This window comes from Kribbella sp. NPDC048928, from assembly GCF_043197975.1.
Lineage (GTDB): Bacteria > Actinomycetota > Actinomycetes > Propionibacteriales > Kribbellaceae > Kribbella.
Genome location: NZ_JBICUC010000005.1, coordinates 184,907 through 210,578 on the forward strand (window position 1 = coordinate 184,907; position 25,672 = coordinate 210,578).

Consider the following 25,672-nt stretch of genomic DNA (forward strand, 5'->3'; position numbering starts at 1 on the left):
GCGGTGAAGGCTTCGGGAACCGAGGACGAGCTCGCCCGCGTGGTCCGCGACCACGCGGGCCGGCTGGCGGGCGCGCTCGTGTCGTTGCTCGGCGACTTCGCCGCCGCCGAGGATCTCGTGCAGGACGCGGTCGAGATCGCCCTCAAGCGGTGGCCGGTCGAGGGCATCCCGGAACGGCCGGACGCGTGGCTGTTCACGGTCGCGAAGCGCCGCGGGCTCGACGTACTGCGCCGTCAGCAGAACTACCGCGCCAAGCTGGCGCTGCTGGAGCCGGACGATCAGCCGCCACCGGACGACCGGCTGCGGCTGATCTTCACGTGCTGCCACCCGGCGCTCGCCCGGGAGGCGCAGGTCGCGCTCACGCTGCGGGTCGTGTGCGGACTGACGACCGGGCAGATCGCGGCCGCGTTCCTCGCCTCGGAAGCCGCGGTCGGGCAGCGGATCACGCGGGCCAAGCGCAAGATCACCGACGCCGGCATCCCGTACCGGATCCCGCGCGACGACGAGTTGGCGGAGCGGCTGGCCGAGGTACTGACGGTTATCTACCTGCTCTTCAACGAGGGCTATCTGTCCAGTACGGCGGAACGCACGCACTCCCGTGACCTCGTCGATGATGCCGAATGGCTGACTGCTCTGCTGCACGGCCTCCTGCCCAACGAGCCGGAGGTCGCGGGTCTGCTCGCGTTGATCCGGCTGCACCGGGCGCGTACGGCAGCCCGCTTCACCCCGAGCCTGGTGCTGCTCGCAGACCAGGACCGCACGCTGTGGGACCACGCCGCGATCGCCTCGGCGACTGCGCTGCTCACCCGTACCGCGCACCGGCATCACGCGCCCGGTCCGTACCAGCTGCAGGCCGCGATCGCCGCCTGCCACAGCGAGGCGGCCACCTGGGCCGAGACCGACTGGCCTCAGATCCTCGTGCTGTACGACATGTTGCTGACCCTGCAACCGAGCCCGGTGACCTGCCTGCACCGCTCGATCGCACTGTCCTACGTCCGCGGCTCAGCGGCCGCACTCGCGGAGATCGACGCCCTAGCCGGCGACCTGAACACGTACCCGCTGTTCCACGCGACGCGAGCCCACTTCCTCCGCGACCTCGACCGCCCGGCCGAAGCCCACGCCGCCGACGAGCAGGCCGCCGCGCTCACCACGAACCCGGCCCAACTCGACCTGCTCCACGATCGGTTGAACGTGGACGGCCACGCAGGCAGAACCCCGGGTTTCGGGGCCTAAATCGCCGTTTTGAGGGGGTTCTGCCTGCGTGGCGGTCCAACTACATGCTGCGGAGGACCGAGACGACGACGCCGAGGACCGTGGCGCGGTCGCCGTCGATCACCTCGTACGCGGGGTTGCGGGGCTCGAGGTACACGTGGCCGTTGCGGCGCCGGTAGACCTTGACGGTGGCTTCCTCGTCGATCATCGCGGCCACGATCTGGCCCGAGTGCGCCTCGGACTGCTGACGGACCACGACGATGTCGCCGTCACAGATCGCCGCGTCGATCATCGACTCGCCACGGACCCGGAGGCCGAACACCGTGCCGCGTCCGGTCAGACCGCGGGGGAGTTGCATCACGTCGTCCACGTGCTCGATCGCGGCGATCGGCGTACCGGCCGCGATGTCGCCGACCACCGGGACCGGTACGTTGTCGTCGCTGGTGGATCGTGCGGACGTCTCCTGGAGGAACATCCGGACGTCGATCGGCCGCGACACCGACGGGCTGCGGCGCAGGAAGCCCTTGTCCTCCAGGCTGGCCAGGTGCTTCGACACCGACGACGAGGACCGCAACCCGACCGCATCCCCGATCTGCCGGCTGCTCGGCGGGTACCCGTGCCGCGTCACCCAGTCCCGGATCACCACCAGAATCCGCTGCTGCCGCTCCGGAAGCGCCCCGGTGTCCAGGTCGCCGAACAGATCAAGATCAGTCACCGCAAAATCCTAGAGCCTGTCCCCGCGGCCGCGGGGCTCCGACCCGCTGCGGTGGTCACAACTCGTCGGGCCTCGTGGGTCGCGGCTGCCGACATACATGGTCGACGAGGGTGTCCAGATCCAGGTGCTTGTTCGAGCTGCGCCAGATGAGTGACCAGGGGTAGACGGGCGGCGGGTCCACGACGCGGACCCGCCGCAGACCGCCTGGCCAGGGTCCCGCCTCGCCAGTGACGACTCGGCGAACACGAGGCGCGCGCCCTGGCTGTGCTCACAGTCTGGGCCAAGGCCGTTCTCAGCTGCAGGCCGCGGCGATCCGGTCGCTTTCCACGGAAGAGGAGTGGTCGGGCGTGGATGGGCCCAAGGAACGAAACCTGGCAGAGAAGTACTCCCAGCACGCGGCACCTGTCGCCGTCCGCTGGCCCGCCTGGCCGGCCTCCTGCGGCGGTTCGCCGATCAATACACGATCAAAGCAGCCGAGCGAGACGACGTAGCCGAACTGCGGCGCACGACGAGCAGTTCACACCCGCACGAACCCACACAGCCACGAGCCGCGCCCCAGGTCAGGTGTGGTCGAGGGTGAAGACCAGGCCGTCGGCGACGAAGGTGATCGATTTGTTGTCGCCGACGATGTTTCGGATGTCCCCGTCGGTTAGTACAGCTTGTTGGCTTCCGGTGGTCAGGTCGATGGACTGTAGGCCGCCGCGGGGGTTGGCGCCGGCGGCAACCAGTTGGTGGTCGATGACGGTGGATACCTCGAGCTTGATGGTGGGGCCGGAGCGGCTGGTCATCTTCGTCCAGCGCACCTTTCCGGTGGTGAGATCGCGCGCTACCAGACGCACCTTTGGGTCCGTCGACTTGCTCTCGTCGGTGATGACTACGTCGTCGGCGACCTTCGCATCGTCGGCCAGGGTGTAGACCAGCGCACTGCCAAGGTCCTGTCGCCAGCGTTCCTTCCCGGTTCGGTCGAGGCCGATCAACCAGCTTTGATTGAGGGCTTCGCCGGCCGGTCCACCGGTCTTGGGGTCTGCCTTCACTCGGCGCGCTACCACGACGGCGGTGTCGTCTCGGACCCCGATCACGTTGACGATCCAGCCGGAGGGGTCCGGGCCGTCGTACGTCCAGGTTGCGTCGCCCGTCGCCGCTGAGCGGGCGACGACAGCGCCGGCGTTCGGGTCCGTTCGCCCGCTCAGGGCGGCCCACCGATCGTCGACGTACATCTGCGGATCCCACCGGCTGAGCAGGAGCTGGTCGCCGAAGGTGTCCAACGAGCTGAGCCGGTCGACGCCGTCAACGGGTTGCTCCCAGGCGATCTTGCCGGAGGTGCCGTCGATCCGGGACAACAGTACGCTTCGGTCGCCGGCTTCCTCGGCTGGCTCGCGGACGACGTACAACTGGCCGTCCTCGGCGTCGGAGGTGAATGTCGGCGGGTAGCTGATGACCGGGTCTGTGCCGACCCAGGTGCACCACGTGATGTCCCCGTCGGCAGTCGCGAAGGACGCTGCCATCGGCCGGGAGGTCAACTGCAGCACCATCATCCGGCCGGGCAGTTGCCGCCCCTGGACCGCGTCGCCGAAGTACTGGCGCCCCCACCTGGCCTGACCGGTGTGCCGGTCCAGTACCACGACCGATCCCTTCAGGGCGGACCCCACCCACGCGGGCGGACCGACCGCTAGGATCGGGTCTCCGTCGGCGGTGCCGATCGACTGCACCGAGTCGGCGCTCCGGCCGTCGGCGCCGGAGACGAGGACACGGGTCGCCGGACTGAACCCGCCACCGGGTTTGCGAGCCGAAGCCAAGACACCGCGAGCGGCATTCGGATTGATCGAGTCGCTCCCGCGGTCCGCTGCGAGGTCGACCTGGTCCGCCGGCCGAGCCTGGATCGACCGGAGCACCTTCGCCGGAGTCTCCGCGACATGTGCGGAGCAACGCGACTTCCACCGGTCCCAGCCGTTGACCCCGCCCACCGAGGCGGCCGCGACCGTGACCGCGATACCGGCCACCAATGCGATCCGGCGTTTCGACGTATCCATGACGTATCGGTACCACCACACCAGGTCACCGCCAGGCGTACGAGCACCGGTCTGGCGGGGCACCGCAGAACTTCAGGCAGCGCGTGACCCGACGGTCGTCGCCCGTGACATTGCCAGCAGCAAGGTCCGGTGGACGAAACACGACGAATTCGATATCACCAGACAGCCGTCGTCGGTGGATGGCTACATCGCGATGACGGTTAAGGCTCCATCCCAACGCGGACGTCCGCCCGCCTACCGCTGGGCCGGCCAGTGCTCGCCAGGTCAACGAGCCGTCATCGACGCCTCGGCTTCTTCAAAGTCCCGCGGTTTAGGCCTGACTGCCGAGACCCGCTCGATCTCAATTCAACTCCCATAACTGAGATGTCGGGACACGGAAGAGAATCGTGGATCCGTGGTCTGCAGACCTGAGAAGATGCCGAGAACAACCGTGTCTGAGAAAGGTAGGGACATGAGCGAGGCCGACAGGCGCGGCTCCATCGGAGCCGTGCAGCCGCCAGGCAGTAACAACGAGGAAACCAGGCACCAGCATCTTCGCCTGATGGGCTTCGCTGTCTCGCTGGCGCTGCTCGTTCTGCTCGCACCGCCCTGGCTAACGGTCTGGGGGGACGACCGTTCGGCGCCGACGAGCTTGTACAGCGGGATCGGCCTGATCGAGGTCTTCGGCGGAGGCTCGCCACTCGGCGGCTGGGGAACCGCTCTACTCCTCACCTATCTCGTGCTGATCCTGGTCGGTCTGTTGTTTCCTGCAACGACCGGCGCGGTGCTGAGCGCTTTCGCTGGAATAGTCGTCACCATCGTCATCATGCTGCTCGAGCCGAACCGGGAGGACGCGTTGTCCGGCCTGACCTACCAAGTGGCCTTCACAGGGTCGCCAGTCGTTGCCGTCGGCGTCTGGCTGGTTGCTGTCGTGGTCGCGCTGGCCGGCTGGTCAACCCGCCGCAGCGACTGACAGCCAGGAACGATACTGACGCTCCGGCGGGCACTGCCCGGCGCACGGTGTGGTGGATGCCGGGTCAGCGCGAACTGGTGGCCGACCCCTTGAGCAGATCAAGGGTGGAATCGTGCAGCACCAATTGCTTGGTGAGGAAGTTGCCTCGTTATCCGGTCGGTAGCTTGGTTCGGCCGATCAGGTACTGATCCTCGCGAAGCCCGGAGCTCTTGAACACCAGGACGTAGAGCCACTTGCCGCGTACTGCGCTGCCGTAGACCGACCAGGCGGCTGTCGTGAGCCGCCCGTTCGGCGTGACCAGGCGGATGATGAACTCGGGAGACGCGGTGTCGAGGATCGCGTGCTGGCCGGGGGTGTGGTCGCCGGCCCAACGGTAAGCAGGGGGGCGTGGACCGTTGGTGTCGGACCTGACGGTCATGGTGACATAGCCGTGGTCTGCGGTGATCCCCCATGTGCCAAAGTTGGGGGCCGCGTCGGCTGCGTCGCCCTCGTCGGCGAACGGATGGTCCGCTAGCGGTGCGGCTGAGCTGTCTCGTTGTCGCGCCGCGGCGTGGACGGTGCCGTCGGCGGGAAACGCGAGGACCCCGTACTCGCACTGGGCGTAGATCGTGCCGTCACCATCGACAGCCAAGGTCGTCAACTGAGCGATGCCCAGCATTGGCCAGCCCAAGGCCTTGGTTCCTGGCGGGGGAGCAACGGTTCGCTGTTCTCCTCGGAGGTAGGCGTCGTCGTCCGTGATCGGCGTACGGTCGCCGGCGATCGTTTTGATCCTGCCGTTCGCCTCGACTCGACGCAGAAGGAACACGTCGTGCCCTTGAGCGCTTGTGGTCACCCGTTCGCTTTATACCAGCCGACCCTGATGATCCACGGTGATTCCGAGCGTCGCCCCGGCACGCCCCGTTGCCAGGCCGCCGTCGGGAGTGAAACCTCTGATCCCGTTCCCGACGACGCGCACCAGTTCACCTGTCGCGCTGACGTGGAAGACGCCGCCATCACCCGTGAACGAAACGTACAGGGAGCCGTCATCTGCCACAGCCAGTTGATTCGCGCCGCGCTGGGCGGTTTTCAGTTTGATGCGCTGCACTTGTCCGGCGGGGGAGATCGCCACGATGGACCGACCGGAGGTCTCGGTCACCAGCAGCCGCACGACCCCGTCGGCCGCGACCTCAAGGTCGCCGATCAGGCCGGTGAGCTTCGTGTCGAGCGCCCGTGTCGCGGCTGGATCGCTTCCGCCGCCGGCGACTACCTCGAACGCCTGACCTAGCGGATCCTCGCCCTTTCCGCTGTTGTTGCCACAAGCACTGATCAGAAGTGCTGTCACTGCCATGAGAGTCACTGGATGCCACCACTTCACGACAGACATGGTAGTCGGTCAGTCTGGCAGATCGATCTTTCCGATCATTAACTGACTGCGGTCGCCTTGTATGAGAACGTACAGGACCCCGCCTCGCAGGGCGGCGCCATCTATTGCCCATGCGCCGGTAGTGATTGATCCGTCCGGTCGGACAATACGCAGAATCTGTTGCAGGCGGGTCTTGCCTGCCTGACGCTGTGCTGCCTCGATAATCATCCGCTGATTCGGCGTGAAATCACCGGTCCATCGAAAGGCAGCCGGTAGCAAGTTTGAGTAATCGGGCCGGGCCTGTGTGACTGGCATAGCTACGAAACCGTGGTCTTCGGTGATGCCGGCGTGCTCGATGAACCTTGGGTCCGCATCCGCCGCGTCTCCTTCGTGGGTGAAGGGGCGATCTGCAACGTGTGCAGCGGTCCTGTCGCGGCGACGGGCCACAGGCCGAATCGTCCCGTCCGGAGGCAGAGCGAGCACACCACGATGCGCTTGAACGTAGATCGTGTTGTCGTCGCCGACGGCGAGGCTGTCCAGGTCTCCGAGCCCAGGCAACGGCCAATCGATCGCTCTTGTCCCCGAGGGGGGCGCAACGGACCTGATGATCGCCTCGGCGTACTCACTTGCGCCGAGCGGTGCGTCACGTCCTGCGATTGTGACGATCTGTCCATTCGCCTCAACCCGGCGAACGAGGTTGATCGCCTGTCGCCGCGCCACGTTGTAGGAGTCTTCGACGAACACAAGGCGCCCTAGCCGATCGACCGCGATGCCGTCGATTCGGACAATCGGCCGGACGTTTTGAATGCCCTTCGACGTGGCAGGCAGTCCGTCGATGATGATCGGCGTCAACTGACCGCGGGCTCCGACTTCAGAAATGGCCCAAACACGGCCGACGAGGTGCGAGATGTAGACGGTGCCGTCATCCGCGACCGCCATCTGCGCGGCGTCAGTGATCTTCGGATCTACTTCCGTACGTCCAACGGATCCATCGGGACCGAACGCCCAGATAAGCACTCTATTGTGCTCGGTCACCATCAATCTGACCACGTCGTCGCGGCCGACCTCGAGGTCATCTGCCACTCCGCTCAGACTGAGGTCGACAGCCCTTTTCGCGAGAGTGCTCGCGCCCCCGCCCGCAAAGATCACAACGGCTTCACCGTCGATCTTCTTCGGATCGTCTCTGTCACAAGCGTTCAGAACAAGGGCAAGGACAGCTGCGATCGTCACTGCTGGGCGCCAGTTCACGGCCCAAATGCTAACCGTCCCACGTGATCCTCTCCGTTGATGGCTACATCTACCACAACAACCCTTAGTGCATGGGGATCTGGCGGGGAACGTGATGTTTGCCGATGGGTTGCCGCCGGCGATCATCGACTGGCCGGTGTACTGGCGTCCGCCTGCGTGGGCGGCTGCTGTTGCGGTGGCGGATGCGTTGTGTTGGTACGGGGCTGAGCCGGGGCTGGCGGCGCGGTGGGCGGAGCTGCCGGAGTGGGGACAGATGCTGATCCGCGCACTGCTCTATCGGATGACGACCGACGACCTGGCCGGCGGCGCCGCGACCTGGACGGACGCTCGGCGGTCGGGCTACCTGCCCGTGATCGAGCTGGCGCTCTCGTACTCCACTTGACCAACTGTTGGGCGGTTGCGGGCAGCGGTTCGGAGGGCCAGGGGAATGGTGGCGGCGGCGAGGAGGGCCAGGGCGGCGCCGATCCAGCCGACGGTGGGGTAGCCGGCGCCCGCGTCGAGGGCAAGGCCGCCGAGCCAGGGGCCGACGGTGATGCCGACGTTGAACGCGGAGATGTTGAACGCCGCCGCCAGCGTGGGGGCCGATCCTGCCACGCTGAAGACGCGCGAGTTCACTGCCGGATTGGTCGCGAACCCGAACGTCCCGACCAGCACGATCGCGGGCACGGCGATCCACGGCGTGCTGGTCGCGAGCGCGAGGATCACCGCGGCGGCGACAACCCCGGCAAGGCTGACGACGAGCGTACGGAACGGCCGCCGGTCCGCGGTCCGGCCGCTGATCGTGATCCCGATCAGCGAGCCGACCCCGTACAGCGCCAGGATCACCGGCACCCAGGCCTCCGACAGCCCGGTCGTCTCGGTCAGCAGGGGAGCGAGGTAGCTGAAGATCACCAGGATCGCTCCCGTCGACAGCGCAGTCGTGCCGTACGCGATCCACAGCTGCGGGTTCGCCATGTTCCGCAGCTCCTGACGCAACTGCGGCACGCTCTCCGACCGTCCGCGCGGGATGGTCGTCACCACACCAGCGATCGCGAGCACCGACAACGCGGCCACCGCCCAGAATGCGGCCCGCCAGCCCAAGTGCTGACCGAGCAGCGTCCCCGCGGGCAGACCGATGATCGTGGCGACGGTCAGGCCGCCGGCCAGGATGCTCATCGCCTTCGCGCGAGCCTGCGGTCCGGCGAGCTCGATCGCTGTCACGGACGCGACCGCCCAGAACCCGGCGTACACGAACGCACCAGCGACCCGGGTCGCGAGCAGGACGCCGTACGACGATGTGAGCGCGCCGGCCACGTGGGTCAGCGCGAAGATCGTCAGGAACGCGAGCATCGCGGCGCGCCGGGACCAGCGCAGTGTGCCGACGGCCAGGATCGGGGCGCCGACGAGCATGCCGACCGCGAACGCGGAGATCAGCAGGCCGGCGGCGGGGATGGAGACGTGCAGATCGGTCGCGAGTTCGGGGAGCAGACCGGCGAGCATCAGCTCGGACGTGCCCTGGGCGAAGATCGCGAGGCCGAGCAGATAGACAGCGCGAGGCATGGGGGCCCTCTCGGATATTGGATCGATGAGTTCAAAACGCGGGCAGCGATCGGCCCGCGCGAAAGTACAGGTCAGAAACTGCGCAGTGTTGCCTCGACGACCGTCCGCTGACTGTCCGGCCCCGCACCGCGCCGGGCCGCGACTCGCAGGCCGCCGAGCACGGTGAAGACGTACGTCGCGAGCCCGGCGGCGTCCTGCGTGGCATCGAGCTCACCCGCGGCCTGCGCCGCCTGGATTGCCGCGGTGAGCGCCTCGAGCTTGGCTTGGTGGTCGCGGTCGAGCAGGTCGATGATCTCGAGGTCCGTCGGCCCGAGCTCCACGATCGTGTTGATCACGAAGCAGCCCGCCGGTACGTCGGGATCCGGCTCGACCGCCGTCCACAGGATCTGCCGGACCCGCTCACGGATCGGCAGCGTCTCGTCGGTGATCACCTCGAGTTGCGTGGCGGTGAAGCGATCGACGTACCGCCGCAGTGCCCGGTCGAACAGCTCGCGCTTGCTCGTGAACGTGTTGTAGATGCTGCTCCGGCCGAGACCGGTCGCCGCGCAGAGGTCCTGCGTCGACGTGGCCTCGTAGCCCGTTGTCCAGAACACCCGCATCGCGGCGTCGACGGCGCGATCCTCGTCGAACGTTCTCGGTCTCGGCATGCCCTAGAGCCTAACACGTTCTGTACCGATCGATCCAAAATGCCGGGCGATAGCATCTGCGCATCGTGGCGAGTGCCGGATGCTCTTCGACAACGGAGCAGGCGCTCGCCTTCACTTGGGGGCACTTCCGACTTCGAATCTGGGGAGCAATGTGAGGTTGTTCAGACCTGCGGGGATCGCACTCGCCCTCGCGCTGGTGGCGGGCCTTGTCGCTACCGGTCCGGCGGCGGCCGGCGACACGAAGACCGTGGCGTACCGCGGCTACCAAGTGACTGTCCCGTCCACCTGGCCCGTGGTCGACCTGGCCGCCGACCCGACCGCGTGTGTGCGCCTCGACCAGCCCGCGGTGTACCTGGGCCGCAGTACGGCGCAGGCCAACTGCCCGGCGCACCTGGTCGGCCGGAGTTCCGGCCTGATCCTCGAGCCGCTGACCACGACGCAGGCGTCCAGCGACGGCCTGCTGCGGCGCGCGATCACCGACGCCGGTGTGCTCGCGACCGCGTACTACGCGCCGGGCACCGAGCGGGCCGCGAGCGACGTGCTCGGCTCCGGCCGCGTCGTCACGAAGACCCCGTCGGCCCGGGTCACCCCGCAGGCCGCGGCCGCAGCGCCGTCGGTGGTTGCTACCGGCAACTTCGCGGGGAACGGGTTCGACACCTGCGCCGCGCCGGCGCAGTCCGCGATGGACGCCTGGCGCCCGACGTACCAAGGGGTCGGCATCTACATCAGCGGTGGGCTCCGGGCCTGCGCCCAGCCGAACCTGACCTCCGGCTGGGTGGCGGCGAACGCGGCCAAGGGCTGGCAGTTCCTGCTCATCGACGTCGGCCTGCAGGCGCCGTGCACGACGTACAAGAGCCTGATGTCGTCGCGGCCGGCGACCACGTTCGTCCAGGGGAAGAACGCCGCGACCAACGCGATCGCCGCGGCGCAGGCGCTCGGGTTCGCGCCGCGCAGCGCGATCTACAGCGACATCGAGGCGTACACGTCGACGCCGGCCTGCAAGGCGGCCGTGCTCTCGTACCTGAGCGGCTGGACCCAGGAGCTGAACTCGCGCGGCTACGTCGGCGGCGCGTACGTAGGTGCCGCATCGGGCGGCGCCGACCTGAACAGCGCCTACACGAGTACGGCGTACACGCGGCCGGACAACATCTGGTTCGCGCACTGGGGCTCCCCGGCCGGTACGAGCCGCTTCATCAACTCGGCGTACTGGACCAACCACCAGCGGGTGCACCAGTTCGCGGGCGATGTCAGCGAGACCAACGGCGGCGTCACGATCTCGATCGACAAGAACTACCTGAACCTGACCGCGCCACCGGCGCCCGTCACGGGCTTCTCCGTCACCGGTGGCGTCGCGGCCGCGGCCCTGCGCTGGACGAAGCCTCTGAACACGACGGTCATGCTGCGCAACGCGGCCGGCTCGACCCCGCCGCCGCTGACGACGTCGGGTACGGCGGTCTACAACGGTGCTGCGAGCATCTACACGCAGACCGGCCTGCCGAACTCGGCCAGCTACGCGTACCGGGTGTGGACGAAGGATGCCCGCGGCAAGATCGGGCCGGGCGCAGACGTACGGCTGGTGGGCTCGAAGGCGACGATCGGCGCGAGCCCCGCGTCGATCATGTACACGGGCGCGGTGACGCTCTCGTCCGCGGTGACGAAGCTGGACGGCGGCAAGCTGGCCGGCGTACCGGTGGTGCTGTACTCGAAGGCGAAGACCGCCTCCAAGTGGTCGACGGTCGGGTCGTTCACGTCCGACGCCAACGGGATCGTGAAGACGACCCAGAAGCCGGCCGTCTCGACGTACTACATGTGGGGCTACAACGGCGGTGCCGGTGTGCTGGGCACGCGGAGTGCAGCACCGCTGGTGCAGGTGCATCCGGCGCTGTCGGCGTACCTGACTCCGGCCGCGATCAGGCTCGGCGGATCGACGCTGCTGTACGGGTACCTGAATCCGCCGCACGCCGGTACGACGGCGTACCTGCAACGGCGTTCGGGTACGACCTGGGTGGCCGTGACGACCGGGAAGCTGACGACGAACGGGAAGTACGCGTTCAGCATCAAGCCGACCGCGCGTGGCACGTTCACGTACCGGGTTGTGTGGCTGGCGGACGCCGACCATCAAGGTACGCAGACCGCGTCCAAGGTCCTGACGGTCAGCTAACCGGCGAGGTCGGCCGCCGCAGTCCGTGCCAGCTCGATCGCGTGGGCTGCCAGCGGTGAGTGCGTGCGGCCGGCCTGCCACAGCAAGAAGATCTCCCGCGGCGGGAGGCCTGGCGTGAGCTCGTGCAGCGCCAGGCTCTCGTCGTGCCTGAGTACGGCAAGGCGTGGTGCGAGCGCCGCACCGAGACCGGCACGCACCATCGCGAGCAGCGCCTCGTTGCCCTCGGTGCGGAACACGAACTGCGGCCGGATGCCGCGTGCGGCCAGGAACGCCTCGACGACCGCCTGGTGGCAGATGGCCGGATGTCGCAGCCCGGATGCGCATCCCGGAGCCCGCGGATCACGTGCGGCAGCAGTGTGTTCGAGACGGTCTGGAAGGTGCCGATGTCGATCCGGCTGTCACCGGCCCGGAATCGTTCGATCCCGTCAGTCATTTCGCCCGCCCGCCGCAACAGTTCGCGTCCGTGCTGCAGGACGACCGCGCCGAGCGGCGTGATGCGCACCGGCTTCGGCCCACCCGGCCGGTCGAACAGTGCGGCCAGCGTTGCGAGGTGGCGCAGCTCGTACATGAAGCCGATGCTATCGCCACAGGCGATCGGTTTGATAAGAATCAATCGCTTTTCACGATCATGATGCGCTTCTACGGTCGTCAGTATGACTACCTACACCGTCAACGGCGTCGAGCTCTGTGTGGAGACGTACGGCGATCCGGCCGACCCCGCGATCCTGCTGATCCACGGCGCCGGCGCGTCCATGCTCTGGTGGGACGCCCGCCTGTGCGCGGAGCTCGCGCGCCGCGGGCGGTATGTGATCCGCTACGACCAGCGCGACACGGGGCAGTCGACCTCGTTCCCGGTCGGCGTGCCCGGCTACGCGATGAGCGACCTGGCCGCGGACGCCGTCGCTCTGCTCGTTGCCCTCGGCATCGAACAGGCGGACGTCGTGGCGCAGTCGATGTCCGGCGGCACGGCGTTGATGCTCGGCGTCGACCACTCGGCGTACGTGCGGTCGCTGACGTTCGTGTCGTCGAGCACCGGCGATGAAGGCCTGCCGCCGCCGTCGGCCACGATGCCGCGGCTCGGTACGCCGGACTTCGGCGATCCGGCTGCGGTCGAGGAGTACGTCGTACGGTCGATCGAGGCCGAGGCCGCCGGGCACTTCGACGAGGCGTCGGCGCGGGCACTGGTGCGGCAGGACATGGGGCAGGCGCGCAACTACGAGGCTTCGCTGACCAATCACTACGCGATGACGTTCGACGGGCCGCGGAACGGGGGATTCGGGGACCTGAGTGTGCCGGTGGTGGTGATGCACGGCGATGCGGATCCGCTGCTTCCGCTCCCACACGGCGAAGCGATTGCGAAGGCTGTGCCGGGCGCGCGGCTGGTGGTGCTGGAGGGCATGGGCCACGGGCTCTCGGAGCCGTACTGGACAACCTTCGTCGACGAACTGCCGGTGATCGCGAGGTAGGCGATGGGCCTGTTGCTCTTCGATCGATAGGTGTCTAATCGAAGGGATGCGGTAGTACGGGAGGTGGCATGGCCAGCGTCAGCGGGCATGCCGGAGTCACCGAGCGCACCGGATCGACCGCGGCCCAGGTGGGGCGGCGGCCGCTGGGGCTGGTGATCGGCCGGCTGCTGTCGACGACCGACCACAAGGTGATCGGCCAGTTGTACCTGGTCACGTCGTTCGCGTTCTTCCTGACCGGCGGTGTGATGGCGCTGCTGATCCGCGCCGAGCTGGCCGAGCCGGGGTTGCAGATCGTCAACGAGGAGACGTACAACCAGCTGTTCACGATGCACGGCACGATCATGCTGCTGCTGTTCGCGACGCCGCTGTTCATTGGGTTCGCCAACGTCATCATGCCGGTGCAGCTCGGCGCGCCGGACGTGGCCTTCCCGCGGCTGAACATGTTCAGCTACTGGTTGTTCCTGTTCGGCGGCCTGATCACGATCAGCGGCTTCCTCACGCCGGGCGGCGCGGCCGACTTCGGCTGGACGGCGTACTCGCCGTTGTCGGGTGGGGTCAGGTCGCCGGGGGTCGGCGGCGACCTGTGGACGATGGGTCTGTGGATGGCCGGTCTCGGGACCATCCTCGGCGCCGTGAACTTCGTGACGACGATCGTCTCGATGCGGGCGCCCGGGATGACGATGTTCCGGATGCCGATCTTCTGCTGGAACGTGCTGGTGACGTCGATCCTGGTGCTGGTCGCGTTCCCGACTTTCGGGGCGGCGCTGCTGGTGCTCGAGGCGGACCGAACCCTCGGGGCGCACGTCTTCGACGCGGCCAACGGCGGGGCGATTCTCTGGCAGCATCTCTTCTGGTTCTTCGGGCATCCCGAGGTGTACATCATCGCGTTGCCGTTCTTCGGCATCGTCACCGAGATCTTGCCGGTCTTCAGCCGCAAGCCGGTCTTCGGGTACTACGGCCTGATCGCGGCGACGGTCGCGATCGGCGCCTTGTCGATCGCGGTCTGGGCGCACCACATGTTCACCACCGGCGCGGTCGCACTGCCGTTCTTCTCGTTCATGACGTTCCTGATCGCGGTCCCGACCGGGGTGAAGTTCTTCAACTGGATCGGCACGATCTGGGGCGGGTCGGTGTCGTTCGAGACGCCGATGCTGTGGGCGATCGGCTTCCTGACCACCTTCCTTTTCGGTGGCCTGACCGGGATCATCCTGGCCTCGCCGCCACTGGACTACCAACTGCAGGACTCGTACTTCGTGGTCGCACACATCCACTACGTCGTCTTCGGCACGGTGGTGTTCGCGATGTTCGCCGGGTTCTACTTCTGGTGGCCCAAGATGACCGGGCGGATGCTCGAGGAACGGCTCGGCAAGCTGCACTTCTGGTTGCTGTTCATCGGCTTCCACACGACCTTCCTGGTGCAGCACTGGCTGGGTGTCGAGGGCATGCCGCGGCGGTACGCCGACTACCGGGTGAGCGACGGTTTCACCACGCTCAACCAGGTGTCGAGCGTCGGTGCCTTCATCCTGGGTGCGTCGATGCTGCCGTTCTTCTACAACATCTACAGGTCGCGGCGCAGTCCTCGCGTCGAGGTGGACGACCCGTGGGGCTGGGGGCGCTCGCTGGAGTGGGCGACCAGTTGTCCGCCGCCGCGGCACAACTTCGTGTCGTTGCCGCGGGTCCGGTCGGAGTCGCCGGCGTTCGATGTGCACTATCCGGAGCTCTCCGCCACCGCCCATAGGGACGAGATCGAGGTTTAGGCCAGGCGCTCCAGCAGACGGGTCAGGGTGTGTGCGGTTCGGGCGGGTGGGGGACTGGTGGAGGCGACCAGCTCCAAGGCCTGGGTGTAGGTCTCGACGTCGTCGCGTTTGTCCAGGTAGAGGGCGCTGGTCAGGTGCTCGACGTACACGATGTCCGGCAGGTCGCGCTGGGGGAAGCGGAACAGGCTGAACGCCCCGCCGGAGGCTGCGTGGCCGGTGTTCTCCAGGGGGACGATCTGGATGGTCACGTTCGGGCGGGCAACGGCGTCGCGGAGGGCGACGAGCTGATCGCGGAGCACCTTGGTGCCGCCGATCGGCCGATGCAGGACGGACTCCTCGATGACGGCCCAGAGGCGCAGCGGCGGCTCGCGGTCAAGGACGCGCTGGCGCCGGGTCCGGAGCGCGACGACCCGCTCGATGTCGCCCTCGGAGCGCGTGCTGACTGCCTGGGTCGGGCTCCGCGACGTCGACGAGGTGCTGCTCGGGTCGAGTTGGGCGACGGCGCGGGCGTACGCCGCGGTCTGGAGGAGGCCGGGGACGAACTGGATCTCGTACGTCCGGATGAGCTCGGCGGTCGCCTCGAGCCCGAGGTACGCGTCGAACCACTCGGGCGTGACGTCGCCGTACCGCTGCCACCAGCCCGGGTTGTTCGCCTCGCGGGCGAGCTCCAGCAGGCGGTCCCGCTCGCGGGCCTCGCTCACCCCGTACAGGCTGAGCAGGTCGGCGACGTCGCGCTCCTTGAACCCGACCCGGCCGAGCTCGAGGCGGCTGATCTTCGACTCCGAGGCGCGGATCGCCCAGCCTGCGTCCGTACGGCTGACGCCGGCGCGCTCGCGCAACGCCCGCAGATGACTCCCCAACACCATCCGCAGAGCAGTAGGCCCCACCACACTTCGCCCCGCCATACGACGAGTCTACAGCACTATCGAACAAATGTTCCCATGTGATCCCAGGTCGGTGGCAGCCTCAGTCGCGGAGGTATTCGGCGCGCCAGCGGTGGATTGTGGGATCGGAGGGGCTGGGGGCCTGCTCGAGCTGGATGAGGCGGAGGTCCGGGGCCGTGAAGGACTGGATGGTTGCGCGGGTGAGCGGCCAGGGTGGGCCTTGGACGTCCGCATCGGGCTGGCCGTCGGGACGGGCAGCCGCGATGACCAGGAGGGTGCCGCCGGGGGCGACCAGGCTGGTGACCTGCTTGATCGCGTCGGCCTGCAGGGCGATCGGGAGCGCCTGCACCGTGTAGATCTCGACGATCAGGTCGAACGCGCCGTGCCAGTCGGCGGGTGGGTGGAACAGATCGGCGACCAGGTAGTGCACCTTGGAGTCCGGATGGTTGCGGTGTGCGGTCTCGATCGCGCTGGGCGAGATGTCGAACGCGGTGGTGTCGTACCCACGGTCGACGACCAGCTCCGCGTCCCACCCGGTGCCGGCGCCGACGATCAGTGCGGTCTTCCCGCTGCCGTCCGGCTCGGACTCGTTGATCCACTCGACGAGCAGCTGGTGCGCGGTGCCACGATCCCACGGTACGACCGCGTCGCCGTCGGCGGCTGCCGCGTAGAGGTCCTCGAACCAGCCGGTCGGGTCGTCGCGGTCCAGCGACTCGCGGGCGATCCGCCGCGACACGACATCGGGATCCTCAGTCATCGATTGCGTCCTCCAACTCAGGACCGGCATGGATGCTCCGTACGGTCTGCACGGTGTCCACATCGGTCGGCAACTTGTCGTCGCGGTACCGGATCACGCGGGCGAACCGCAGGGCCATGCCGGCCGGGTACCGCGGTGAGGTCTGTACCCCGTCGAAGGCGATCTCCACCACCACCTCCGGCCGGAGGTAGACGGTCCAGTCGTCCTGCCGTACGGCAAGTTGCTGGAACCGCTCCGTCTGCCACCGCAGCAGCTCGTCGGTGAGCCCCTTGAACGTCTTCCCGAGCATCACGAACTCGCCGGTCTCGTCGTCGCGTGCGGCGAGGTGCAGGTTCGACAGCCAGCCCTTGCGGCGGCCGTGGCCCCACTCGGCCGCGAGCACCAGCAGGTCGAGGGTGAACGTCTGCTTGACCTTTACCCAGCCGGATCCGCGCCGGCCGGCCTCGTACGGAACGGTGAGCGACTTGACCACGACGCCTTCGTGTCCCCGTCGCACCGCGTCGTCGAAGAACGCCTGACCCGCCTCGGCGTCAGCCGTCACGAGCCGCGGGATGCGGCGCTCCTCGGGCAGCAGCTTCGAGAGCCGGTCGTGCCGCTCGGCGCCGTCGAGCCCGAGCAGGTCCTCACCGTCCTGATGCAGGATGTCGAAGAAGTACGGCGTCAGCGGCACGGTCTCCGGACCCGTGGTCGCCCGCGTCGCGGTCCGGGAGCCGGTGACCTGGAACGGCTCCGGCCGACCGTCCGGACGCAGCGCGATCAGCTCACCGTCGAGCACGACCTGCCGGACCTCGAGGGCCAGGACAGCGGTGACGACCTCGGGTACGCGGGCGGTGATGTCGTCGAGCGTCCGGGTGTAGACGACCACCTTCTCGCCGTCGCGGTGCGCCTGGATCCGGATGCCGTCGAGCTTCCACTCCAGCGCCGCCGGTGCACCGGTCTTGGTCAACGCCTCGGCCACTGTGGTCGCCGACTGCGCGAGCATCGGCTGCACGCCGCGGCCGACCTCCAGCCCGAACTGCGCGAGCCCCGGCTCGCCCTCGGTCAGCACGGCGACCGCGACCGGAGCCGTCGCCCCGCGCAGCATCGCCGCGGTCCGGATCTTGTCCAGCGGAATGCCCGTGGCCCGCGCGACCGCGTCGGCCATCACGCCGTCGAGCGCGCCCTGCCGCAGCTCGCCGCCGACCAGCAGCCGCAGGAACTGCTGCTCCGGCGCGGTCGCCCGGCCGAACAACTCGTCGACGGCCGCACGGCGCCGGGCCTGCACACCGGTGCCGGACATCTCGGCGAGCTCCGCGAACGCGTGATCAACCTCCACGACCGTCAGCGACGGCTCCGGAGCCGGGTCGGGAGCGTCCATCAGGGTCCGCCAGCCCACTCCGGTCCGGCGCTGGCGCAGCTCGCCGGACAGGTAGGTCACGACGATCTCGATCTCGGCCGGCTCGGTCGCCTCGGAGAGCAGCCCCGCGATGAATCCGGCCTTCTGCAGCCGCGACCGCGTCCCGGCCAGCGCGGCCGAGGTCTCGACCACCTGGGTGAGCAACATGCCCCCAGTCTCGCGCAAGCCGCCGACAATCCGAGGTCGTACCGCAACTTTGGCTGGCTAGCGTGCATCGTGCTGAATACATCGGTCACAAATGGGGAGTTGAGATGCGACGTAATATCACGCTGATGGCGGGGCTGGCGCTGGCGGTCCCGGTACTGACCGCGGCCGCACCGGCGCACGCAGCGCCGGCGGAGGCAACAGCGCAGGCTGCGAACACCTGTTCCGTCGAGTCCGGCGGGCTGACAGCTGCCAAGAACACCGTCGACAGGTACGTCAACGCGACGTCGCCGATCACCGTGAAGCCGGTCGACACGATGGCCCTGAAGCCGTTCGGCGACCGCGCGATCTCGCTGAGCACGAACTGGGTGTGGGACGACGACCTGAACCCGGACCAGATGTCGTACGACGGCCATGTCGTGTCCGGCGGCGTCATGTACCAGGCACACCAATGGGTCGAGAAGGGCACCGGCGGCAAGGTCGTCAGCAGCAGCATGACCCGGGTCGGCAGCGGCTGGGACGCGTTCCGGACCCTCACCCAGTCGTGGTCGCTGGAGACCTCCGGGCACCGGATGTACGCCCTCCGCAACGACGGCGTCCTGTTTCGCTGGAACCTCACCCCGCAGAACGACGGCACCAACGTCTGGCACGCCGCCGGCTCGTACCCGGGCTTCTCCGCGGTCAAGGCGGTCACCTTGCTCAGCCGTACGTCGACGTACGACACATTGCTCGCGACGACGCGGGGCGGTGCGCTCTACACGATCCACATCCCGCTCAGGTCGCCGATGAAGCCGGTCGTGAAACCGGTCCGGAGGAGCACCTGGCAGGGCTTCGAGACGCTCCTCACCGCGCGCTGCGGGAACTACGGCACGCTGCTGCTCGGGATCGACAAGGAGACCGGCTCCGGCTACCTGTACGCCGTTGGACACGCCAACGGAACGGCCACCGTGATCAAGAGCCTCGGCAAGGTGCCGGCGACCTTCGACGACCAGCTGGACTTCAGCTGGGCCAGCGTGGTCGCCGCTCCGCTGTTCGGCGAGTGATCCTCACGGCGCCGGCGGCAGCTCGTCCAGGAAGTCCGCCGGCGGCGTGAAGAACAGGCCGCCGGTGACCGCGGTGGAGAAGTCGAGCAGCCGGTCGTGGTTGCCCTCGGGGACGCCGATGAACATCCGGCGCAGCATCAGCTCGGTCACCGCCGGCGTCTTCGCGTACCCGATGAAGTAGGTGCCGAACTCCTGCGTGCCGACGGTGCCGAACGGCATGTTGTCACGCAGGATCTGCAGCTCGTTGCCGTCGTCGTCCTCGACCACGTTCAGCACGATGTGCGCGTTGCCGGGCTTCTTCGCGTCGGCGAGCTCGATGTCGTCGAGCTTGGTACGGCCGACCGCCAGCTCCTGCTGCTCGACACTCAGCGCGTTCCAGGTCTTCAGGTTGTGCAGGTACTTCTGGACGATCACGTAGCTGCCGCCCCGGAAGCCGGGGTCCTCGTCACCGACCAGGACGGCGTCGCGGGCCTCGGTACCGGTCGGGTTCTCGGTGCCGTCCACGAAGCCGAGCAGGTCGCGCATCTCGAAGTACTTGAAGCCGTGCACCTCGTCGACGACCGTCGCGGCGCCGTCGAGCACGGTCATGATCTGGCTCGCGAGCTCGAAGCACTGGTCCTGGTGTGCGGCCCGGATGTGGAAGAGCAGGTCGCCTGGCGTCGACGGCGCGTGGTGGGTGGCGCCCTTCAGCTCGACGAACGGGTGCAGCTCGGCCGGTCGCGGTCCGCCGAACAGCCGGTCCCATGCGTCCGATCCGATGCTGGCGACACAGGACAGGTTCCCGCTCGGCACCCGGAAGCCGACGGAGCGCACCAGGCCGCTCAGCCGCTCCAGCAGGTCCCGTGTGCGATCCTCGCCGTCCGGCTCGATCTGCACGACCAGGAAGATCGCCGAACCGCTCAGCGGCATCAGTACGGACTGCGGTAGCGCGTCCGTCTCCCGATCCGGTTCACCAACCATCGTGGTCTCCCTCCGTCCCCTTGGCCCGATCTTCTAGAGTCCAGTCATGGACCCGCAACAGCCCGGGCCGCCTCCGCAACCGGGCCCATACTCCCAGCCGGGGCAGCAACCACCGCCGCCGCCCCACCCCGCCACGCCGGGTCCTCCCAACCAACCAGGCCCGTACGGCCAGCCACGCCCATACGGCCAGCCAGGCCAGTACGGTCAACCAGGTCCGTACGGCCAGCCGGGCCAGTACGGTCAGCCCGGGCCGTACCCGCAGCCGTGGGGCCAGCCGGGGCCCTATCCGCAGCCGGGTCCGTATCCGGCGCAGTACGGGGTCCGCGAGCCGCGCATCGTGCCGGCCCCGACCGGTACTCCGTTCCACCGCCTCGGCCGGACGCCGAAGCACGTCTGGTGGCGGCCGATCGCCGGCACCCTCCTGCTCGGCCTCTGCGGCTTCTTCGCGATGACGTTCGTGGTGCTCGCCTGGGCGATCGTGCACGAGCTGACGGCCGGCAGCTTCCCGGCTCCGAGCGGCACCGACGTCTTCCCGAGCGACACTGAGAACCTTGCGCTGTCGCTGGCGCTGCTCGGCATCCTGACACCGCTCGTCGGCCTGGCCGCGTGGCTGGTCCAGCGCCGCCCGTTCTGGAGCGTCGCCTCGGTCCTGAACCGGATCCGCTGGCGCTGGCTGCTCTGGTGCTGCCTGCCCGCCCTTGGCTACGTCGCCCTCTCGTACCTGGTGGGCCTGCTCGTCGACGCCGTCGCGCCACCCGAGGACGCGATCGGGTCCGAGGGCGGTGCCTGGATCGGGTTCGGCGCGTTCGTCGTACCGGCGCTGGTGATCCTGATCCTCGTGCCCTTCCAGTCGACGGCCGAGGAGTTCGTGTTCCGCGGCTGGCTGATCCAGGCGGTCGGCGCGTACGGTCCGGACAGCGTGGACGGCGCCGACGGGAAGGCGCGGCGGTTGCGCAAGCTGTTCCGGTCGCCGTGGCCGGGGATCGTGGTCGGCGGGGCGGCGTTCGTGCTGGGGCACGGGTACACCGGCTGGGCGATGGCCGACGTGTTCCTGTTCGCGGTGACGGTCGGCTGGCTGACGGTCCGGACCGGGGGACTGGAGGCGGCGATCGCGCTGCACGTGCTCAACAACCTGATCGCCTTTTTGTTGCCTGCGGCAATGGGTCATGGCGCCGAGTGGGACCAGCAGGGCGGCGCGCCGTGGACGCTGCTCGTGAGCGACGCCGTCTGCCTGGCCGCCTACGCGTACGCGGTGACCTGGCTCGCGCGTCGTCGCGAGGTCGCCCGGCTGAGCTGAAAAGCCCGCGAGAACTGTCGGTCGGGTCTGGCAGGCTGTGCCGGGTGACGAACGCGAAGATCGAGGCCGTGCTGTTCGACTGGGGCGGCACGCTGGCAACCTGGCACGACATCTCCCTGCACGAGACCTGGCGCGCGGTGACCGCCGTGCTCGACCAGCCGGACCCTGAGGACCTGGCGGCCCGGCTGGTCGCCGCCGAGGGCACGGTCTGGCGGCGGTCCCGCGACGAGCACCGCAGCAGCACCCTCGAGGAGGTTTGCACGCTGGCCGAGGTCGTCATGACCCCGGCCGCCCTCGCGGAGTACGAGCGGCAGTGGGATCCGCACACTGTGCTCGAGCCGGACGCGATCGAGACGCTGCACGCGCTGAAGGCACAGGGTCTGAAGTTGGGCGTCCTGTCGAACACGATCTGGCCCCGTCGGCGGCACGAGGACATCTTCGCCCGCGACGGCGTACTGGAGTTGTTCGACGGCGCGGTCTACACCAGCGAGATCCCGCACACGAAGCCGCACCCGGAGGCGTTCCTGGCGGCCATGCGCGCGGTCGGGGTGTCCGAGCCGGCCCGGTGCCTGTTCGTCGGCGACCGGCTGTTCGACGACGTCTGGGGCGCGCAGAACGCGGGCATGCGGGCCGCGCACCTGCCGCACAGCGCGATCCCGCGCGAGCAGGTCGGCCACACGGAGGGGACGCCGGACGCGACCGTCCAGCGGCTCTCCGAGCTCCCCGCCCTGATCGACACCTGGAACGCGGCCGCCGCCTGAACCCCGCCGCCTGAAACCCGAAGGACCCCCGGGCCAGATCGTGGCCCAGGGGTCCTGAGGGGTTTCGGGGTAACTACCGGTGCTGCGTTATGCGGCCAGCGTCGGGTCCGCCATCAGGCGGAGCCGGCCGAGCGCCTCGCGCTCGATCTGGCGGACACGCTCCGCCGAGATGCCGTGCACGGCGCCGATGTCGGCCAGTTTGGCCTGCCGGCCGTCGTGCAGACCGTACCGTCGCCGGATCACGTCTGCCGATCGCGGGTCCAGCTGGTCGACCAGACTGAACAGCCCCGAGCGGTCGGACGCGTCCGCGACCAGCTGGTCCGGACCCGGCGCGGTCTCCGCCGCGATCAGGTCGCCCAGCGAGGTCTCGCCCTCGTCGTCGACCGGGCTGTTCAGGCTGATGTGGTCCCGGCCGATGCGGATCAGTTCGGTGACCCGCTCCACCTCCAGGCCCAGCTCGGCCGCGATCTCGTCGATCTCCGGCTCCCGCCCGAGCTTGCGTTCCAGCGTGCGCCGTGCGGACCCGATCTGGTTCAGCTGCTCCACCACGTGCACCGGCAGCCGGACCACGCGGGCCTGCTGCGCGATACCGCGGGTGATCGCCTGCCGCACCCACCAGGTCGCGTACGTCGAGAACTTGAAACCCTTCCGGTAGTCGAACTTCTCCACCGCCCGGATCAGCCCCGTGTTGCCCTCCTGGACCAGGTCCAGCAGCGGCATCTGGGACCGCCCGTAACGGCGCGCGATCGACACCACGAGCCGGAGGTTCGCGGTCACGAACCGCTGCTGTGCGCGCTGGCCTGCCTCGGCCAGCCACTCCAGCTCTTCCTCCGTCGCATATTTGGGCGCTCCGCCCTTCTTTCGTCCAACCCGCCCCTCGGCCAGCAGTTGCTCCGCCAGGAGTCCTGCCTCGACCGTCTCAGCGAGCTCGACCTCTTCCTCTGCGGTCAGCAGCGGGGTCCGCGCGATCTCCTCAAGATAGAGACCAACGCTGTCCTTGCCGTCGATACCGTCGTCCGTGCTGCGGACACGAGCCATGCGAGCCACCGAAACTCCCTTCGTCGTTACATGGAGAGCAACGCTCGAGTAGGGTTCAAGATTCCGGTACCAGTGTGTAAACACCCTGAAGGTTCCCTGAGAGTTCCCGGCAGCAATTCCTCATTGCGCACACCGGTGCCCCTTGATGTGTTGCACAACACACACCAAGGGGCAGTAAATTCCCGCTTTTTTCAGCTCAGACCGAGGGTGTCGAGTTCCCAGGCGAGCGAGAACGCGAGCTCGCGCCAGGCGTCGTAGCGCCCGCTGCGGCCGCCGTGCCCGGCCTCCATCTCGATCTTGAGCAGCACGTCGGAATCGCCGGTCGCGGTCGCGCGGAGTTTCGCCACCCACTTCGCCGGCTCGACGTAGAGGACCCTGGTGTCGTTCAGACTGGTGATCGCGAGGATCGGCGGATAGTGCTGTGCGGTGACATTTTCGTACGGCGAGTACGACTTCATGTACGCATACACCTCGGGATCCGCGAGCGGATTGCCCCATTCCTCCCACTCGATCACGGTGAGCGGCAGCGACGGGTCCAGAATCGACGTCAGTGCGTCCACGAACGGGACCTCGGCGACGATTCCGGCGAACGCGTCCGGGGCCAGGTTGGCGACCGCGCCCATCAGCAGGCCGCCGGCGCTGCCGCCCTGCGCGACGATCCGTTCCGGCCTGGTCCAGCCGGCCTCGACGAGATGTTTCGCCGCCGCGACGAAGTCGGTGAACGTGTTGCGCTTGGTGAGCATCTTGCCGTCGTCGTACCAGTGCCGGCCCAGCTCCCCGCCGCCACGGACGTGCGCGATCGCGAACACCACGCCCCGGTCGAGCAGCGACAGCCGCGCGATCGAGAACCACGGGTCCATGGACGACTCGTACGAGCCGTACCCGTACAGCACGACCGGCGCGTTCCCGTCCTTGGCGACGTCCTTGCGCGCCACCATCGAGACCGGCACCTTGGTCCCGTCGGCCGCGGTCGCCCACTCCCGGTACTGCGTGTACTCGCCGGTGTCGACGCCGCCGAGCACCGGCTGCTGCTTGAGCAGTCGCCGCGTACCGGTCGCGATCTCGACGTCGTACGTCGAACCCGGCGTCACCAGCGACGTGTAGCCGAACCGGTACCGGGTGTCCTGCCATTCGTCGTTGCGTCCGGGGGAGACGGTGAAGATCGGCTCGTCGAACTCGAGCGCCTCGGGGGCACCGAAGCCGTCACCGCTGCGCCGCATGATCGCCAGCTCGGTGAGTGCGTTGCGCCGGCGGAAGAGGATCACGTGGTCGGCGAACGCGTCCACGCCGAGCAGCCGGCTGGTTTCGTCGCCGGCGATCAGCGTCGTCCAGTCGCCGGGGGAGTCGAGCGGCGCGGAGGCGAGGGAGAAGTTCGCGGCGTCCGCGTTGTGCGTGATCAGGAGCTGGTCGCCGGCGTGTTCGACGTCGTACTCGACGCCCTCTTGGCGGGTCTTGACGACGACCGGCTCGCCCGTGGGGTTGTGCGCGTCGAGCAGCCAGACCTCGCTGGTGAGTTTGCTGCCGAGCGAGATCAGCAGCGCCTGCTCGTTACGGGTCAGGTCGACGCCGACCCAGAACCGCTCGTCGGGCTCTTCCATCACCAGTACGTCGCCAGAGCCGGACGCCGTGGTGCCGAGTGTGTGCCGCCAGACCTGGTACGGGCGCCAGGCGTCGTCGACCTTCGTGTAGAAGATCGTCGAGCCGTCCGCGGACCAGGCCGAGCCGTAGTGCACCTCGGGCAGCTCGTCCGGGAGCAGCTCGCCGGTGCTCAGGTCCTTGATCCGCAGTGTGAAGCGCTCGTCGCCCTTGACGTCGACCGAGTACGCGAGCAGCCGGCCGTCGGGGGAGACGTCGACGGTGCCGAGCGAGAAGAACTCGGAGTCGCCGGCCACCTCGTTCCCGTCCAGCATCACCTCTTCGCCGGCGATCGCGCCGCCGGTCGCCGGCGGCTCGTCGCCGTCGGCCTTGACGCGGCAGTGCAGGGAATACTGCTGACCCTCGATCGTGCGCGAGTAGTACCAGTACCCGCCCTGCCGCGCCGGGACGCTCAGGTCGGTCTGCAGCGTCCGGTCCGAGATCTCCTTGAAGATTGCCTCACGCAACGATTCCAGGTGCGCGGTCCGCGCCTCGGTGTAGGCGTTCTCGGCCCGCAGGTACCCCAGCACCTCGTCGTCGGTCTTGTCCCGCAGCCACTCGTAGTCGTCCACGAACGTGTCGCCGTGGTGCGTCCGTTCCACCGGCTTCCGCGCCGCCACCGGCGGCACCAGGGAAGGGTGCTCAGATGAAGTCTCAGACATGCCGCGAGACTACCCGCGACCCCACC

Annotated in this window: 23 protein-coding genes; 9 read left to right on the forward strand and 14 right to left on the reverse strand. The window is 68.3% G+C overall.

Features of this window, described 5'->3' with window-relative positions; translation table 11 throughout:
• Window positions 1–3: 3 nt before the first annotated feature.
• Entirely contained in the window at window positions 4–1,233 is a 1,230-nt protein-coding gene (locus tag ACGFI6_RS22970; RefSeq protein ID WP_393121686.1) for an RNA polymerase sigma factor, read from the forward strand.
• A gap of 40 nt (window positions 1,234–1,273) precedes the next feature.
• On the opposite strand, the gene lexA is transcribed toward ACGFI6_RS22970, so the two are convergent.
• Window positions 1,274–1,927 carry a transcriptional repressor LexA gene (lexA, locus tag ACGFI6_RS22975; RefSeq protein WP_393121688.1) on the reverse strand — a complete coding sequence of 218 codons (654 nt, stop codon included), beginning with the start codon at window positions 1,925–1,927 and terminating at the stop codon, window positions 1,274–1,276.
• A gap of 560 nt (window positions 1,928–2,487) precedes the next feature.
• Entirely contained in the window at window positions 2,488–3,957 is a 1,470-nt protein-coding gene (locus ACGFI6_RS22980; RefSeq protein WP_393121690.1) for a hypothetical protein, read from the reverse strand.
• A 451-nt stretch (window positions 3,958–4,408) separates the two neighbouring features.
• On the opposite strand from ACGFI6_RS22980, the gene ACGFI6_RS22985 reads away from it, so the two are divergent.
• Window positions 4,409–4,909: a hypothetical protein gene (locus ACGFI6_RS22985; RefSeq protein ID WP_393121692.1), complete on the forward strand. Its 501-nt coding sequence runs from the start codon at window positions 4,409–4,411 to the stop codon at window positions 4,907–4,909.
• A gap of 148 nt (window positions 4,910–5,057) precedes the next feature.
• Here ACGFI6_RS22985 and ACGFI6_RS22990 read toward each other — a convergent pair whose 3' ends face one another.
• Genes ACGFI6_RS22990 through ACGFI6_RS23000 form a run of 3 tightly spaced genes read right to left on the reverse strand, consistent with a single transcriptional unit; the run spans window position 5,058 to window position 7,499 of the window.
• On the reverse strand, window positions 5,058–5,741 hold the full coding sequence (locus tag ACGFI6_RS22990; protein ID WP_393121694.1) for a hypothetical protein: 684 nt from the start codon (window positions 5,739–5,741) through the stop codon (window positions 5,058–5,060).
• A 9-nt stretch (window positions 5,742–5,750) separates the two neighbouring features.
• Window positions 5,751–6,230: a hypothetical protein gene (locus ACGFI6_RS22995; RefSeq protein WP_393121696.1), complete on the reverse strand. Its 480-nt coding sequence runs from the start codon at window positions 6,228–6,230 to the stop codon at window positions 5,751–5,753.
• Between the two features lie 51 nt (window positions 6,231–6,281).
• Window positions 6,282–7,499 (reverse strand): hypothetical protein, encoded by a 1,218-nt coding sequence (locus ACGFI6_RS23000; RefSeq protein WP_393121698.1) that lies wholly within the window; start codon window positions 7,497–7,499, stop codon window positions 6,282–6,284.
• A gap of 91 nt (window positions 7,500–7,590) precedes the next feature.
• Here ACGFI6_RS23000 and ACGFI6_RS23005 point away from each other — a divergent pair, with 91 nt between their 5' ends.
• Window positions 7,591–7,881 (forward strand): hypothetical protein, encoded by a 291-nt coding sequence (locus ACGFI6_RS23005; protein ID WP_393121700.1) that lies wholly within the window; start codon window positions 7,591–7,593, stop codon window positions 7,879–7,881.
• Here ACGFI6_RS23005 and ACGFI6_RS23010 read toward each other — a convergent pair.
• Both ACGFI6_RS23010 and ACGFI6_RS23015 read right to left on the reverse strand, forming a co-directional pair.
• Window positions 7,839–9,038: a Cmx/CmrA family chloramphenicol efflux MFS transporter gene (locus tag ACGFI6_RS23010; protein ID WP_393121702.1), complete on the reverse strand. Its 1,200-nt coding sequence runs from the start codon at window positions 9,036–9,038 to the stop codon at window positions 7,839–7,841. The two genes, ACGFI6_RS23005 and ACGFI6_RS23010, sit on opposite strands and share 43 nt — an antisense overlap.
• Window positions 9,039–9,109: 71 nt before the next feature.
• A complete protein-coding gene (locus tag ACGFI6_RS23015; RefSeq protein WP_393121704.1) occupies window positions 9,110–9,685 on the reverse strand; it encodes a TetR/AcrR family transcriptional regulator in 576 nt (191 codons plus the stop codon).
• A gap of 151 nt (window positions 9,686–9,836) precedes the next feature.
• Here ACGFI6_RS23015 and ACGFI6_RS23020 point away from each other — a divergent pair, with 151 nt between their 5' ends.
• A complete protein-coding gene (locus ACGFI6_RS23020; protein ID WP_393121706.1) occupies window positions 9,837–11,846 on the forward strand; it encodes a glycoside hydrolase domain-containing protein in 2,010 nt (669 codons plus the stop codon).
• On the opposite strand, the gene ACGFI6_RS23025 is transcribed toward ACGFI6_RS23020, so the two are convergent.
• Window positions 11,843–12,157: a LysR family transcriptional regulator substrate-binding protein gene (locus ACGFI6_RS23025; protein WP_393122522.1), complete on the reverse strand. Its 315-nt coding sequence runs from the start codon at window positions 12,155–12,157 to the stop codon at window positions 11,843–11,845. The genes ACGFI6_RS23020 and ACGFI6_RS23025 overlap by 4 nt on opposite strands.
• Before the next feature lie 342 nt (window positions 12,158–12,499).
• Here ACGFI6_RS23025 and ACGFI6_RS23030 point away from each other — a divergent pair, with 342 nt between their 5' ends.
• A complete protein-coding gene (locus ACGFI6_RS23030; protein ID WP_393121708.1) occupies window positions 12,500–13,312 on the forward strand; it encodes an alpha/beta fold hydrolase in 813 nt (270 codons plus the stop codon).
• Window positions 13,313–13,380: 68 nt separating this feature from the next.
• Window positions 13,381–15,069, forward strand: coding sequence for a cytochrome c oxidase subunit I (gene ctaD / locus ACGFI6_RS23035; protein ID WP_393121710.1), 1,689 nt, complete (start codon window positions 13,381–13,383; stop codon window positions 15,067–15,069).
• Here the strand turns inward: ctaD and ACGFI6_RS23040 are convergent.
• The 3 genes from ACGFI6_RS23040 to ACGFI6_RS23050 all read right to left on the reverse strand — a co-directional run bounded on the left by ACGFI6_RS23040 (window position 15,066) and on the right by ACGFI6_RS23050 (window position 18,253).
• Window positions 15,066–15,974, reverse strand: a complete 909-nt coding sequence (locus ACGFI6_RS23040; protein WP_393121712.1) for a helix-turn-helix domain-containing protein — start codon at window positions 15,972–15,974, stop codon at window positions 15,066–15,068. The two genes, ctaD and ACGFI6_RS23040, sit on opposite strands and share 4 nt — an antisense overlap.
• A gap of 61 nt (window positions 15,975–16,035) precedes the next feature.
• The gene (locus tag ACGFI6_RS23045) at window positions 16,036–16,710 is read right to left on the reverse strand and encodes a class I SAM-dependent methyltransferase (protein WP_393121714.1); all 675 of its coding nucleotides are present in this window, start codon (window positions 16,708–16,710) and stop codon (window positions 16,036–16,038) included.
• Window positions 16,703–18,253 (reverse strand): ATP-dependent DNA ligase, encoded by a 1,551-nt coding sequence (locus tag ACGFI6_RS23050; protein WP_393121716.1) that lies wholly within the window; start codon window positions 18,251–18,253, stop codon window positions 16,703–16,705. The genes ACGFI6_RS23045 and ACGFI6_RS23050 overlap by 8 nt, the downstream gene beginning before the upstream one ends.
• A gap of 104 nt (window positions 18,254–18,357) precedes the next feature.
• Here ACGFI6_RS23050 and ACGFI6_RS23055 point away from each other — a divergent pair, with 104 nt between their 5' ends.
• Complete coding sequence (locus ACGFI6_RS23055; protein WP_393121718.1) at window positions 18,358–19,293, forward strand: hypothetical protein; 936 nt, start codon at window positions 18,358–18,360, stop codon at window positions 19,291–19,293.
• A gap of 3 nt (window positions 19,294–19,296) precedes the next feature.
• Here the strand turns inward: ACGFI6_RS23055 and ACGFI6_RS23060 are convergent, their stop codons facing one another.
• Window positions 19,297–20,253, reverse strand: coding sequence for a Dyp-type peroxidase (locus ACGFI6_RS23060; protein WP_393121720.1), 957 nt, complete (start codon window positions 20,251–20,253; stop codon window positions 19,297–19,299).
• Between the two features lie 337 nt (window positions 20,254–20,590).
• Between ACGFI6_RS23060 and ACGFI6_RS23065 the strand changes: the two genes are divergently transcribed.
• Together ACGFI6_RS23065 and ACGFI6_RS23070 are read left to right on the forward strand one after the other, a co-directional pair.
• Complete coding sequence (locus ACGFI6_RS23065) at window positions 20,591–21,550, forward strand: CPBP family intramembrane glutamic endopeptidase (protein WP_393121722.1); 960 nt, start codon at window positions 20,591–20,593, stop codon at window positions 21,548–21,550.
• 44 nt (window positions 21,551–21,594) lie between these two features.
• Window positions 21,595–22,311 (forward strand): HAD family hydrolase, encoded by a 717-nt coding sequence (locus tag ACGFI6_RS23070; protein ID WP_393121724.1) that lies wholly within the window; start codon window positions 21,595–21,597, stop codon window positions 22,309–22,311.
• Between the two features lie 87 nt (window positions 22,312–22,398).
• Here the strand turns inward: ACGFI6_RS23070 and ACGFI6_RS23075 are convergent, their stop codons facing one another.
• Both ACGFI6_RS23075 and ACGFI6_RS23080 read right to left on the reverse strand, forming a co-directional pair.
• Window positions 22,399–23,358 (reverse strand): RNA polymerase sigma factor RpoD/SigA, encoded by a 960-nt coding sequence (locus tag ACGFI6_RS23075; protein ID WP_393121726.1) that lies wholly within the window; start codon window positions 23,356–23,358, stop codon window positions 22,399–22,401.
• Window positions 23,359–23,540: 182 nt separating this feature from the next.
• Window positions 23,541–25,646 carry a S9 family peptidase gene (locus ACGFI6_RS23080; protein ID WP_393121728.1) on the reverse strand — a complete coding sequence of 702 codons (2,106 nt, stop codon included), beginning with the start codon at window positions 25,644–25,646 and terminating at the stop codon, window positions 23,541–23,543.
• Window positions 25,647–25,672 lie beyond the last annotated feature (26 nt).

Excerpts from the sequence above, each read along its gene's own strand:
- ACGFI6_RS22980 (WP_393121690.1), bottom strand. The coding sequence starts at position 3,957 with ATGGATACGTCGAAACGCCGGATCGCATTGGTGGCCGGTATCGCGGTC.
- ACGFI6_RS22985 (WP_393121692.1), top strand. The coding sequence starts at position 4,409 with ATGAGCGAGGCCGACAGGCGCGGCTCCATCGGAGCCGTGCAGCCGCCA.
- ACGFI6_RS23010 (WP_393121702.1), bottom strand. The coding sequence starts at position 9,038 with ATGCCTCGCGCTGTCTATCTGCTCGGCCTCGCGATCTTCGCCCAGGGC.
- ACGFI6_RS23015 (WP_393121704.1), bottom strand. The coding sequence starts at position 9,685 with ATGCCGAGACCGAGAACGTTCGACGAGGATCGCGCCGTCGACGCCGCG.
- ACGFI6_RS23030 (WP_393121708.1), top strand. The coding sequence starts at position 12,500 with ATGACTACCTACACCGTCAACGGCGTCGAGCTCTGTGTGGAGACGTAC.
- ctaD (WP_393121710.1), top strand. The coding sequence starts at position 13,381 with ATGGCCAGCGTCAGCGGGCATGCCGGAGTCACCGAGCGCACCGGATCG.
- ACGFI6_RS23040 (WP_393121712.1), bottom strand. The coding sequence starts at position 15,974 with ATGGCGGGGCGAAGTGTGGTGGGGCCTACTGCTCTGCGGATGGTGTTG.
- ACGFI6_RS23045 (WP_393121714.1), bottom strand. The coding sequence starts at position 16,710 with ATGACTGAGGATCCCGATGTCGTGTCGCGGCGGATCGCCCGCGAGTCG.
- ACGFI6_RS23050 (WP_393121716.1), bottom strand. The coding sequence starts at position 18,253 with ATGTTGCTCACCCAGGTGGTCGAGACCTCGGCCGCGCTGGCCGGGACG.
- ACGFI6_RS23055 (WP_393121718.1), top strand. The coding sequence starts at position 18,358 with ATGCGACGTAATATCACGCTGATGGCGGGGCTGGCGCTGGCGGTCCCG.
- ACGFI6_RS23060 (WP_393121720.1), bottom strand. The coding sequence starts at position 20,253 with ATGGTTGGTGAACCGGATCGGGAGACGGACGCGCTACCGCAGTCCGTA.
- ACGFI6_RS23080 (WP_393121728.1), bottom strand. The coding sequence starts at position 25,646 with ATGTCTGAGACTTCATCTGAGCACCCTTCCCTGGTGCCGCCGGTGGCG.